General features: G+C 38.8%; 9 protein-coding genes and 1 riboswitch. All 9 genes read left to right on the top strand.

The window, feature by feature from the left end:
* Positions 1-47: 47 nt before the first annotated feature.
* The 9 genes from OSH00_RS12620 to OSH00_RS12580 all read left to right on the top strand — a co-directional run bounded on the left by OSH00_RS12620 (position 48) and on the right by OSH00_RS12580 (position 13,509).
* Entirely contained in the window at positions 48-962 is a 915-nt protein-coding gene (locus OSH00_RS12620; RefSeq protein ID WP_004828965.1) for a LysR family transcriptional regulator, read from the top strand.
* A 578-nt stretch (positions 963-1,540) separates the two neighbouring features.
* Positions 1,541-1,643, top strand: a riboswitch (guanidine-I (ykkC/yxkD leader).
* A gap of 30 nt (positions 1,644-1,673) precedes the next feature.
* On the top strand, positions 1,674-2,429 hold the full coding sequence (locus tag OSH00_RS12615; RefSeq protein WP_266130695.1) for an urea amidolyase associated protein UAAP1: 756 nt from the start codon (positions 1,674-1,676) through the stop codon (positions 2,427-2,429).
* A 13-nt stretch (positions 2,430-2,442) separates the two neighbouring features.
* Positions 2,443-3,111 carry an urea amidolyase associated protein UAAP2 gene (locus OSH00_RS12610; RefSeq protein ID WP_266130694.1) on the top strand — a complete coding sequence of 223 codons (669 nt, stop codon included), beginning with the start codon at positions 2,443-2,445 and terminating at the stop codon, positions 3,109-3,111.
* A 2-nt stretch (positions 3,112-3,113) separates the two neighbouring features.
* Positions 3,114-6,719, top strand: coding sequence for an urea carboxylase (uca, locus tag OSH00_RS12605; protein ID WP_266130693.1), 3,606 nt, complete (start codon positions 3,114-3,116; stop codon positions 6,717-6,719).
* A gap of 117 nt (positions 6,720-6,836) precedes the next feature.
* Positions 6,837-9,875: a DEAD/DEAH box helicase gene (locus tag OSH00_RS12600; RefSeq protein WP_266130692.1), complete on the top strand. Its 3,039-nt coding sequence runs from the start codon at positions 6,837-6,839 to the stop codon at positions 9,873-9,875.
* 226 nt (positions 9,876-10,101) lie between these two features.
* Positions 10,102-10,227 carry a hypothetical protein gene (locus OSH00_RS12595; RefSeq protein ID WP_266130691.1) on the top strand — a complete coding sequence of 42 codons (126 nt, stop codon included), beginning with the start codon at positions 10,102-10,104 and terminating at the stop codon, positions 10,225-10,227.
* Between the two features lie 4 nt (positions 10,228-10,231).
* Positions 10,232-10,666: a CopG family ribbon-helix-helix protein gene (locus OSH00_RS12590; protein ID WP_196076251.1), complete on the top strand. Its 435-nt coding sequence runs from the start codon at positions 10,232-10,234 to the stop codon at positions 10,664-10,666.
* Positions 10,667-10,675: 9 nt separating this feature from the next.
* Positions 10,676-12,490, top strand: coding sequence for an allophanate hydrolase (atzF, locus tag OSH00_RS12585; RefSeq protein WP_266130690.1), 1,815 nt, complete (start codon positions 10,676-10,678; stop codon positions 12,488-12,490).
* Positions 12,487-13,509, top strand: a complete 1,023-nt coding sequence (locus OSH00_RS12580; protein ID WP_266130689.1) for an ABC transporter substrate-binding protein — start codon at positions 12,487-12,489, stop codon at positions 13,507-13,509. Before atzF ends, OSH00_RS12580 begins: the two co-directional genes overlap by 4 nt.
* Positions 13,510-13,836 lie beyond the last annotated feature (327 nt).

The following is a 13,836-nucleotide window of genomic DNA, read 5'->3' as shown; positions in this document are numbered from 1 at the left end:
TGCTATAGCGAATGGTCCGCGTCACAAACTCATCTGGTAATCATTGAATGTTAGAACTTCGACATCTAAAAACACTGACTGCTCTGCGTGAGCATGGTTCATTGGTAGCAGCCGCAGGAGATCTGTGTCTAACTCCATCGGCATTGTCGCATCAACTCCGAGAGCTTGATCAATGGTTTGGTGTTGAAGTGGTCAATCGCCGTTCAAGACCGGTCAGTTTTTCCAATGTAGGACAGCGATTGTTGAAATTGGCAGATGATATTTTGCCTCAAGTACAAATTACTCAATCTGATATTACCCGTATCGTCCATGGGCAAACTGGGCGAATTGTTTTTTCTTCTGAGTGTCACAGTTGTTTTGACTGGCTCATGCCGTTGTTAAATCAATACCGTCAACAATATCCCGATGTAGACTTAGACTTTGCTTCTGGCTTTGAAGCAAATCCGCATGAATTATTGCAAACCGGTGAGTTTGACCTGTTAATTACGGCCGATCCAATCGCACTGAAAGGCATCGAATATTTCCCAATTTTTGAATATGAATCACGTTTGGTTTTGTCCCAGACGCATCCATTGGTACGTATGAAGGAAATTACGGTTCAGGAACTCGCAGAAGAAACTCTGGTGACCTATCCTGTAGATAAGCATCGTCTTGATATCATGTCCAGACTGTTTATTCCTGCCAACATTCAGCCTAAACATATTCGGACTACAGATCTGACACAAATGTTGATCCAGCTGGTTGCCAGCGGTCATGGTATTGCTGCTTTGCCAGATTGGGTAGTAAATGAATATGAGCAAAAAGGTTGGGTGGTGTCTCGACGTCTAGATTGTGTTGCACCTGAAGGTTTACGCCGTACTTTATATGCAGGCTATCGCATTGAAGAAAAAGAAAAAGATTATTTTGATGGCTTTCTCAAGCAACTGGATAAATTTTCAAAGAAAAGAGCAAGCTATTACTGATTGATTTAAATTATGGTTGCTTCAGATTATTAGAGACTTAGATATGGTTAGACCTGATTGCTCGTAAAATGGATCAGGTTGCTACAATGAATATGACCATTTCTCTATAAACCTGGTTATAGCTTGCTATATAAGCTATGCAGCAGTGCCTGAATTTGCAAAGCTAAAAAAACAATTTGTACCGCCATGAGGAAACATTCTTTCAGTGATGATTTCTAAGAAATGTTTTCGGATTGAACAAGATTATTCAACTTGTCAAAGCAAACCCCATCTTTGATCAGACTTAGAAACACGCTGACCATTCAATTATAAATATTGAAAATGAATATAAATTTGCAAAGAAATTATAATTCATCGTTTGCATTTGATTTCTTGAATCAGCGGAGCTATGACTGGATGCTTTTTTAGAATGCATTTATCTATGGCATTACCCATCTAAATAAAACTGTTTTTGACCATTCATGGCGCTTCATTTTTTTAATAAGCACAAAACGCACTCATATCGTTCAAAAAAAAGTATGACAGAAGCTGAAAATCGTAATACTGAATTGGCATAGCCTTTGCATTCCTAAGCTCTATAAAAAGTGATCTAGGGTTCCGATATTTGTGCAATGCAAATATGACTGGACCGAGAGTTCGCGGTTCGCAAGAACTACACGGAGGGATAAAAGCCCGGGAGGAAGTCAATCAACTATCCGAACAGGAGTGGCTATGAATACGACAAATTATCATGATCAGAATGAGATTTGGTCTGAAAAATTACCGGGTGGGCATCACTGGTCAGGTCGCATTCCAAAAGGAACCGTACTGCAACTTAAAGCTTTAGCTAAAAATGCCAATGTCTCTTTGTTCTGTGTCAATTCCAATGACAGACTTGAACGCTTCAATATGCCTGACAGTTTAAAAGGGCAACATACTGCATATTTAACACAAGGTCATGTTTTATATTCTGATTTGGGACGAGTTATGGCATCAATTGTTCAGGATGATCATGGCTGGAATGATGTGTTATGTGGTCCAAGTCGACCTGAACAAATTCAGCGCACTTTTGGAACCAAAGGTTTTCAAGATGCCCGAAACCAGATGTATCAAAATGGTTTAGATGGTTTGCTGATTGAAATGAGCAAGTATTCATTGGGGCAAATTGATTTAACTGCCACGATTAACTTATTTTCAAAAGTGAGTCCAGATCAAACAGGTGCGTTGAGTTATGTTGCTTCGGACAATCAGGATCAAAGCATTCAGCTGCGTTTCGAAATGGATAGCTGGGTATTTTTATCCGCAGCACCACATGCTTTAGATCATTCAACAGATTATGCTCCAGCGGATATTGCTTTGAGTCTTTTTACTGCCTTGCCCTTGTCTGAGCATGATATCTGCCGGGATTCTTGTCCACAAAATCAACGCGCATTCAACAACAATGACCGTTATTTTGCACGCCATTCATCACATAACATCAACATATAAAGGGGCAACAATCATGACCGTATTCAGTTCAATCGAGCATCGAGTGTTAGACCAAGTACTTGTGGATGAAGTGTGCCTTGCTGGTGAGGCGTGGATGGGTGAAATTAAAAAAGGACAGTACTTTCGGATTGTTGATTTGGAAGGCAATCAAGCCGTAGATACTTTGTTCATATCCGCAGAAAACCCCGTTGAGCGGTATAGTGCAACTGATACTTTGGCCATCAACCAACATATATATTTAGAAAAAGGCACCCCTTTATATAGCAATCTCGGTCGTGCGATTGCCGTGATTCATGATGACAACTGTGGTCGGCATGATACCTTGGGCGGTGCATGTTCATGTGAAAGTAATACGGTACGTTATGCACATGAAACTTACCCTATGCACAGTTGCCGCAATAATTTTATGTATGCATTGGCCAAGCATCCGATCGCACAAAAACACCAGCTCAATGTTCGGCATATTGGCCCAAATATCAACTTCTTTATGAATGTGCCTGTGAGCTCGGAAGGTCATCTGACTTTTGCTGATGGTATTTCCGCACCAGGAAAATATGTTGAAGTTAAAGCGGAAATGGATCTGATTGTACTGATTTCAAATTGCCCTCAATTAAATAATCCATGTAATGGCTATAACCCAACGAAAATTCAACTGATTGTCCATGCTGGTACGGAGGCTTAATCATGTTTAAAAAAGTTCTCATTGCCAACCGTGGTGCAATTGCTTGCCGTGTCATACGCACACTGAAAAAATTAGGCATCGCTTCCGTTGCTGTTTACTCCGAAGCCGATCAAGATTCTTTACATGTGACCTTGGCCGATGAAGCATTTTGTATTGGTGCAGCACCTGCACAACAGAGCTATTTGAATATTGAAAAAATTCTGGAGATTGCAAAGCAGACAGGTGCTGAGGCAATTCATCCGGGATATGGATTTTTATCTGAAAATGCGGAGTTTTGTGATCTTTGTGAAAAACAGGGAATTGCTTTTATTGGTCCAACATCCAGTCAAATGCGGGATTTTGGTTTAAAGCATACGGCACGTGAACTTGCCATACAAAGTCAAGTTCCATTATTGCCCGGAAGTGCTTTGCTGGCTGATGAAAATGAAGCCATCACCGAGGCTACCCGCATCGGTTATCCAGTCATGCTGAAAAGCACCGCAGGTGGGGGTGGGATTGGGATGCGTTTGGTTTGGAATGATGCTGAACTCAAAGAAGCCTTTCAAACAGTTTCATATCTCGCTCAAGCCAACTTTAAAGACGCAGGTTTGTATTTGGAAAAGTTTGTGCAGCATGCGCGACATATCGAAGTACAGATTTTTGGTGATGGTGCGGGACAGGTATTGGCTTTGGGAGAACGTGATTGTTCTGTACAGCGCCGCAACCAGAAAGTCATTGAGGAAACGCCAGCCCCCCATTTAAATGCTGAACAGCGTGAATATATTCAAAGTATTGCAATTCAACTCATGCAGTCAGTGAATTATCGTTCGGCAGGGACTGTTGAATTTGTCATGGACACTGAAACAGCGCAATTCTATTTCTTGGAAGTGAATACACGTTTACAAGTCGAACATGGGGTAACTGAACAAGTCTATGGTGTTGATCTGGTCGAATGGATGGTGACTTTAGCCAGTGGCGATTGGTCTGCACCTCAAGAAAGATTGGTCTCGAAAGGGCATTCGATTCAAGTACGTTTATATGCTGAAGACCCGATTAAGCACTTCCAGCCAAGTGCAGGACTGTTGACGCATGTACAATTTGATTCAGAGGCACGTGTGGAAACATGGGTTGAAACGGGTTCTCATGTTTCCTCATTTTATGATCCGATGCTGGCTAAAATTATTGTCACGGCAGCAGATCGGCACTCAGCAATACGTGCAATGCAGGACAGTCTTGCAGTCACGCAAATCGCGGGTATCGAAACCAATTTGGAATATCTGCAGAATATTGTTGGGGGGGAAGTGTTTCAATCAGGAACGCAAACCACTCGCTTTTTGAATACTTTCGAATGGAAAACTCAAAAAATTGAAGTTTTACAATCAGGTATTCAAACTTCGATTCAAGATATCACCGGGCGTTTAGGCTACTGGGATGTGGGCGTACCACCGTCAGGTGCAATTGATCCTTTAAGCCTAAATGTTGCCAACCAACTTTTAGCAAATCCATACAATACAGCAGGCCTAGAATGCACGCTACAAGGCCCCAGCCTAAAGTTTCATTGTGATAGTCAAATTGTCATCACGGGTGGAGATATGGCGGCCACACTTGATGGCATCGCTGTACCGATGTGGCAAACCATCAATGTTAAAAAATCTCAAGTCTTGAAGTGTGGCACGATTAGCACCGGATGCCGTAGCTATATTGGAATTAAAGGGGGACTTGACATTCCAGAGTATCTAGGCTCAAAAGCAACCTTTAGCTTAGGTCAATTTGGTGGACATGCAGGTCGTAATTTATTGATTGGGGATATGCTTCCAATCACAGAGCATTGTTCTGAAGACACTAAGTGTTTAGCCACAGATCAAATTCCACGCTTTAGCCGAACTTGGGAAATCGCCGTGATGTACGGTCCGCATGGTGCTCCTGATTTCTTTACTGAACAGGATATTGATCAGTTTTTTGCCAATATCTTTGAAATTCATTATAACTCCAGTCGTACCGGCGTACGTCTGATTGGACCAAAGCCTGATTGGGCACGCGAAGACGGAGGGGAAGCTGGTTTACATCCTTCCAATATCCATGACAACGCCTATGCAATCGGTGCAATAGACTTCACTGGAGATATGCCAATTATCTTGGGACCTGATGGTCCAAGTTTAGGCGGGTTTGTATGTCCCGCAGTCGTGATTCATTCTGAACTTTGGAAAATTGGTCAATTAAAAGCAGGCGATAAAGTAAAATTCATACCTGTAAGTTATGCGCAGGCAAAAATTCTCGATCAAAAATATCATCAAAGTTTAATCGATACAGACACAGCGACTGTTAATTTTAATCCTCTGATTCAGCCTGAGCATGATACTTTAAGCAATGCTGTACTTGCGAAAATAGAAGGGCGAGGCAAGTCACCGAGTGTCTGCTATAGACCCGCAGGCAACAGTTATTTACTGATTGAATATGGTGAACTGGTTTTAGACTTAAATTTACGTTTCCGTATCCATGCTTTGATGCAATGGGTAAAAGCACAAGAAATTCGAGGTATTATTGATCTTACACCGGGTATTCGTTCTTTACAGATCCATTTTGATTCAATTCAAATTGATCAACTTGAATTGTTAAAAAAATTGCAAAGTGCAGAAGCTGAACTCACCGATATTGATCAGATGCAAGTTCCGTCAAGAACAGTTTATTTACCTTTGGCTTGGGAAGATTCACAGACGCAGTTGGCGACTGAACGCTATACCCAAATTGTGCGTCCAGATGCACCTTGGTGTCCTGATAACGTCGAGTTTATCCGTCGTATCAATGGCCTACCGTCCAAGCAGGCAGTGAAGGATGTGGTCTACAGTGCGCACTATTTGGTGATGGGCTTAGGGGATGTATATCTGGGTGCGCCCGTAGCAACGCCACTTGATCCACGTCAGCGTTTGGTCACGACCAAATATAATCCTGCTCGAACTTGGACACCTGAAAATGCAGTAGGGATCGGCGGCGCATACATGTGTGTCTATGGTATGGAAGGTCCGGGTGGGTATCAGTTCGTTGGGCGTACTACCCAAATGTGGAGCCGTTACCGTCAGAATGCTAATTTTGAAGCGGGCAAGCCATGGCTATTGCGTTTCTTCGATCAGGTGAAATTTTACGAAGTTTCGGAGTCTGAACTGCTGAAAATGCGAGAGGACTTTAAAGCAGGCCGTTTACAGCTTAGAATTGAACAAGGCGTGCTGAATCTTAAACAATACAATGATTTCTTAACCGAAAATCAAGACAGTATCCAGGCATTTAAACACACACAACAGACCAATTTTGAAGCCGAACGTCGTCGCTGGCATGCTGCTGGTTTACAAGAATATGTTTCTGAAAGTCTGGATGCTGTTGAAGATGCAGAAGCGGTCATTATTCCCCGAGGTGGTTGCGCAGTTGAATCACATATGCCTGGTTCAATCTGGAAAATTGAATGTGCTTCGGGTGACATTGTGGAGCAAGGCGCGACACTTGCAGTGATTGAAGCCATGAAAATTGAAATTCCAATCATTGCACCCGAGCGAATGAAAGTTGAAACAATTACCATCGAAAAAGGACAGACAGTCAAAACAGGACAAGTATTGTTTACGTTAGCGCCTGTGGCTTGAAAATAAATAGTGCATACAGAACCGCCTTTCAGGGCGGTTTTTATTTAACATTTACTTTAAAATGAGTAGAATTACAAAAATTAACATTTTGTATTTTGGTAAAGAAAAGAGAAAATAATGATTAATCAAATTGATGTAAAGATTTTAGCGGGTTTGAGAAATTGTCAAAAGAGAAGTATTGAAGTAATCGATAAATATATACGCTCACACTCAACTGGATCATGTTTAGTTAGTTTACCCACTGGGGCAGGTAAAAGTGGAGTAATCTGTACGGTTGGACATTATGTTAGTTTAGATAAGATTCTAATCATCACTCATAGGCGCGCAGTATGTGATCAACTATATAAACAGTTAAAAGGTAAATTTTTTGAAAAGATATTATCTGAAAAAACTAATTTAAAACCATATTTAATAAAAAAAGTTTTCAAAGATATAGCTGATCCTTCTGAAAAAGGAATTTATTGCACTACCTTTCAAATGTTAATGAAGTTAAAAGAAAATGAACTTGAGGCATTAAAAAATAATTTTAATTTAATTCTTATTGATGAGGGGCATGCTGAACCTTCACCTAAATGGGGAGCTACAGTAAGGGAATTAAAGGCAAAAAAAGTAATCATAACTGCTACCCCTTATAGAAATGATTTATTCAGTTTTGATATAGATGTAAATCATAGCTATATTTATACATATAAATTTGCGATTTCGGATAAAGTAATTGTTTCTCCAAAGTTTGAAAAAATCAGAGAAGAAGAAGTATTTGCAACACTAGATTTAGTTAAAAAGAATCAACCTAATTCTAAATGTATTATAAAATGTAAAGAATTTAGTGATATTGAAAAATACTTTAAGATTTTTAGTGAAAAATTCAAAACGATAGCTATACATCAACAATTTGAAAAGAAGAATTTAGAACATCGGTTTAGTGATGTACCTTCAAAATTAGCTGAATTAGATTATGAAGTATTGATTCATCAAAGAAAATTAGATGAAGGCATTGATATACCAGAAGCTAAAATACTGATATTAACTTATCCAGTAGGGAGTGGTAAGGAGCTTGTTCAGACTATTGGGAGAGTTGTACGCATTTATGATAATTATGAACCGACAGTTATTGAGTTTGATGGAACGAATAACAAGAACCTATGGAAAAATTATCAGGAATTTGATGAATATATTTCAAATTCACAGTCAGCAAAAAGGTTTTTAAATACATTAAATACGTCTAGTTTAATAGAAAGCTATTTGGAAGCTTTTCCTGAGCATAGTTACTTTGAATCAGGTTATCGTAAAAAGTTTAACTTCCAACAATTTGATCCTTTGGAGTCTTTAGAAATTCCCTTAGCTTCTGTATGTTTTTATTATAAGTTGGATGGATTTAATATTTATGACTGTTTAGATAAATTGAATTGGGAGCTAATGAGAGAGGGAGCTTTAAGTAAAATATCAGAAGACCTTGGTGTAATCACTGCAGTTTGTTTTAATAATTCAAAATTCTTAAAAGATAGCTTATTCTTTGAACCATCGTTAGAAATAATGATAGTTAAAGAGCTAAATGATATTATAGCTATCTATGATAGTCGGGGGAGAAAATTTAATGCTAGAGATGATCTAAAAATTGGACGTGCTATTGATGTTGATAAACTATTTTCAGTAGTATCAAGTAGTAATAATACAGTAGTGACTAAACAGGCAAATACGAGAGCATTACAGTATAGTCCATTAAAAGCAGATGGGGTGCTACTTAAAGGGATAAACTTAGAAAAAATAAACCAAGCACAATCTAATTCATCTTATGCTGTAACAACCGCAGTAGTTTCAGGGGTTGGACAAGATGATAAAGTTAAATGTTCTTATTATTTAGGTGTTGCATCAGGACGCATTTGCGACCAAAAGCATCCACCATTTAGTTATCAACAATTTATTGATTGGTTAGATATTATTAATCTAGCCCTGAATTCTAATCAAAAAACAACAAGCAATTTCTTAAATTCATTTGCACAGGTTATTGATATAGTTCCATCAGATGACCCTATTGCATGTCAATTGGACTTTTCTAATAAAGATTTAGAAAATATAGAAATTCATATTGAGAATGTAGTATATAAAATTGATGATGAAATAATTTATCGAAAATATTATAACAGTGGATTGATGCTTCAAACAGGCTATTGTCCAACTAATCATAATAAAATTTTTCGTATGAATTCCAATTTTTTAATAAAATTTACTTTTGATAAAACAATGAATCTTATCCCCATTATGAATCCTAACGTTAAATTTATGTGTAATGGGATTTATAAGAAGAAAGAGGAAATATTTAATAGTAATACAGTAATATTACTTTATAAAAATGGTACTACATATATGAATGGCAATTTTTATAAAGTTCAAATTCCAACTGACACACAAAAATTAAATCCAAATATCGTAAAAAATTTAATCAGTTTGTCATGTTTGCAACATATTGATTTAGATGAAAAAGATGAGGAAAACTTAACACAGACATATTTTGGTCAGAACTCAATTTTTTATTTGATTGATCAGTTATCGAATATTCATAAATCTAATGTCATTGCCGATCTAGGTGATTTTTATTCTTATATCCCTGACATTGATTTAATTTTATGCACTGATATGGATACTGAACCTGCGGATTTTATTCTTTCATCTCCTTCAAAAGTTGTTTTCGTTCATGTCAAATGTGGAGATGCGAAGGTACAACCTTATTCATCTGCTGGCGCTATATGTGAAGTAGGTGGACAAGCATTAAAAAACTTACATTGGTTAATTCACTCGGGAAGATCAAAATATGCAAATACTGCATATTTGAATCAGCAATGGCCTCGAAAAAGTGGTAGTAAGCCAAATAAAATCCATTTAAATACACGTATTCGTTTGTTTGATAAAAAATTTGACTTAAATCATAACTTAGATGATGTAATTAAAATTATTGATGAAAGAAGATTAAATCCACTTGTAGATAAAGAGATTTGGATAGTAGTTGGAAATGCTTTTTCTAAAGAGCATTTTGTTAATCAGTTTCAAAAAGGTATTACCCCATCTCCAGAATCTGTCCAAGCCTATCAGCTTTTAGATACTTGGTTTAATCAAGCTAGTTCTAATAATGTTGATTTGAGGGTTTTTGTGTCAAAATAATAAACTTAATTTCGCCCCATCACTGCGCATGGGGCATTTTTTTGCCCACAAAATAGTCACAAATTTTGATCAATCGCAGTAAAAGCACGCTTAGAAATTGGCACATTTTCTGCATCTCTATAGGCGTAATACAAAAACTTAATTTGGTAATACTGGGGTCTGTTGACTGTGCAGCTATGTTTGAAAATAGCGAACGGTCATCAGACCATCAAATAGGAGTGGTGCGATGAATCATGTAAAAACAGCAGACAAAAAAGCACATCCGCTCAAAACATTTTTTGTCGAATTATTCAGTGTTCGTGCTGGTCTGTATATCAAACAAACCAACTCAGTTCATAAACCAAAAGGATAGCACTGTGCCTAAACAAAAGTTGGCTAGGATCAGTATTACTGTACCTGAAGCGACACTCAATGCACTTGACCAGAAAATTGTTGATCAACACTATGAAAGTCGATCACAGGCAATCGTGGATATGATCAATAAACATTTGATTGCAGAGCAGGTTCAAGCCAATGAAGTGATGGTGGGGACATTAACCATTCTTTATGATGCAGGGCAGATGCCACTGAGAAATCAATTGATTGATTTACAACAACAGTTTTTAACACAAGTGATCAGTTCACTACATATTCAACTTGATCAGCAAAAAATCTTACAGGTGATGCTGATGCAAGGTGCAAGCTCTGAGCTCAAGCAGATTAGTCAGCAATTTATTGCACTCAAGGGCGTGATCAAAGGGCATTTAGAACTCATGGATGCAGTGATGCCTCCGATTCTACAAAATGATTAAATCAGGAGTATGGTCATGCAAGACTTATGGACAATCCAAGACTGGAAAAATGCCTATTCAAATCAGCAAATCACGATTGATGGTTTAATCGACTATGTTAAAACCATAAAAAATGATGATCATGCTTGGATTGAAATCGCATCTTCAGCACAAATACAGGCACAAATTGACTTTTTAAAAACACAAAATAGCGATGATCTCCCTCTCTTTGGTGTGCCTTTCGCAGTCAAAGACAATATTGATGTCGCCGGTTTTCATACTACTGCTGCGTGTAAAGATGCCGCATACTTGGCAAATAATGATGCTGTTGTTATTGCTAAGCTTAAAAAAGCAGGTGCAGTCGTTGTTGGAAAAACCAATTTAGATCAATTTGCAACGGGGTTGGTGGGGGTGCGTTCACCCTTTGGTGCAGTCAAAAATAGTTTTAACCCGGCATATATCAGTGGTGGTTCTAGTTCTGGGTCATCTGTGACCGTAGCGAATGGAATTGTACCTTTTAGTCTTGGGACCGATACGGCTGGCTCAGGTCGAGTTCCAGCAGGTCATAACAATATAGTTGGACTGAAACCTACAAAGGGATGGTTTTCGACCACAGGTTTGATGCCTGCGTGTAGAACACTGGATGTGATTTCAATTTTTGCACTGACCAGTGATGACGCTTGGTTGGTTGCAACATTGATGCAGGGTGATGATAAAACCGATGCTTATTCGCGTTGTCATCCTGCCAATGTTGCAACGCAATTTTCTAAAGGAAAAATTGCGATACCTGCCCAACTCGAGTTTTATGGGGATGTTGAAACTGAGAAAGCATTTAAAATTGCAGTCGAACGTGTTCAGACACTTGGCTATGAGGTTGAATCTATTGATTTTACGGATTTCAATCTCTTGGCGAAAGCGCTTTATAACGACGCTTGGGTTGCAGAGCGAACGGTTGCTGTCGAAGCGCGAGTCTCGCGGGAACAAGCACATCCTGTGATTGCTGAAATCATCGCACAGGCAGATCAGTTTAAAGCTAAAGATACATTTCAAGCTGAATACCAACGAGCTGAACTCGCACAAAAAATCAATCTTCGTCTACAAGCCTATGATGCCTTGATGGTACCGACTTCACCGACGATTTATCAGATCAGTGAAGTTGAAGCAGATCCTTTCAATAAAAATTCACATATGGGGGCGTATACCAACTTTGTAAATTTTGCTGATCTGTCTGCGATTGCCTTACCCAATACCATTCGTTCAGATGGACTGCCAAGTGGCGTAACCTTCATTGCACCTGCTTGGCATGATCAAGCTTTGGCAAAGTTTGCTCAACAATGGCAGACAATCACAGCACTTCCTCTGGGCACATCATCGCATCATTATCACAAAAGCAATGAAATTGAATCACAAAATTCGGTAAAGCTCGCTGTTGTGGGTGCGCACCTTTCAGGGATGCCTTTGAATTTTCAATTGACCACCCGGAACGCGACATTGCTCGCAAAAAACCGAACTGCAAAAAGCTATAAATTATTTGCTTTAAAAAACACTACACCACCTAAACCGGGGTTGCAATTTGATGTTCATGGATCGGTGATTGAGGTTGAAGTTTGGGATGTTCCCTTAGCGAATTTTGGGGCAATCGTTGCAGAGGTTCCTGCTCCACTGGGTATTGGCAATCTGCAACTTGAAGATGGGACTTGGGTTAAAGGTTTTATCTGTGAAGCATATGCGACTGATGAGGCTGTGGATATCAGTCATTTTGGCGGGTGGCGTGCCTATATGCAGTCACTCAATCAGTCCAATACCAAATTTAAATGTGAGAATGTTGGGGGAGTATCGGTATGATTCGTAAATCTTTTTTGTCCATATCAGTGTTAACTGCGGTTTTAATGTCGGGTTGTGACAATACTGCAAAAGTACCTGATGCCAAAGAAAATAAACAAACGACAGCAAACACGCAGCCGATTACCATTGGCTATAGTGATTGGCCTGGATTTGTTGCATGGCAAGTCGCGATTGAAAAAGGTTGGTTAAAAGAAGCAGGATTAAATGTTGATTTTAAATGGTTTGATTACTCAGCCTCGCTTTCAGCCTTTTCAGCAAATCAATTGGATGCTGTATTTGTCACCAATGGTGATAATTTGGTGACTGCTTCAGGCGGCACGCAAGGCATGATGATTATGGCAACAGATTATTCTGCTGGAAATGATGTCATTATTGCCAAAGAGGGGATTAACCATATACAGGATTTAAAAGGCAAATCAGTCGGTGTTGAGAAGGGACTGGTTGATCATTTACTGCTTGCAACAGCGATGTCAGATCAGAAAATTCCTCTTAATGAAATCAAATTGGTGAATTCTGCGACCAATCAATTACCTCAAGTGTTTTCAAGTCCTGATATTTCAGCAATTGCAGTTTGGCAGCCTGTTGCCAGTCAGGCATTGAAAGCCGTTGCAGGCTCAAAAATCATTTATACATCGCAAGATAAACCGGGGTTAATCTATGACACATTAACTGTCAATATGAGCCATTTAACTGCGCATAAAGAAGAATGGAAAAAAGTTTTGCAAGTGTGGGATAAAACGGTGAAATATATTAACGACCCAGCCACACATGCAGATGCTGTCAAAATCATGGCAAATCGTTCAGGTGTCGATCCGAAACAATATGAATCCATGGTAAATGGCACACATTTACTGGATCTATCTGCCAATAAAAAAGTCTTTAGCAAAGGCAATGGATTCGATTCGATTTATGGTTCGTCTTATCATGTGAATAAATTCAATGTGCAGAATGGCATCTATAAAACTGAGCAGAATGTAGATGGTTTGATTTATCCAACCTTATTACAAGAGTTACCATAAGGGGATATGCGCTAATTGGATTGGTCTGGAGAAATATCTCTACGACCAATCGCAAATTATCTAACTCAACCAATAGCCTAAGCAGTATCATTTTGGAAACTTAAATAAATAAGGAAGCTTCACTGCTTCTTATTTTGTGAAAAGCTTTGATCAAATAGTGCAGACGATGCCTTAGTTTTCTGAGATGAAATGATACTGTTGCGAATATCAAGCCAATACATTCACACTAAGTTAAACACACGTGATTGATTAAGTTAATCATATTGATCCGTATCATCGTCTGACTCAGTTGGGCTTTGAATTGTTTGGATCAAATCAAGCATCATG

The organism is Acinetobacter nematophilus, from assembly GCF_026344175.1.
Lineage (GTDB): Bacteria > Pseudomonadota > Gammaproteobacteria > Pseudomonadales > Moraxellaceae > Acinetobacter > Acinetobacter nematophilus.
This window is presented reverse-complemented; position numbering and strand designations above follow the sequence as displayed.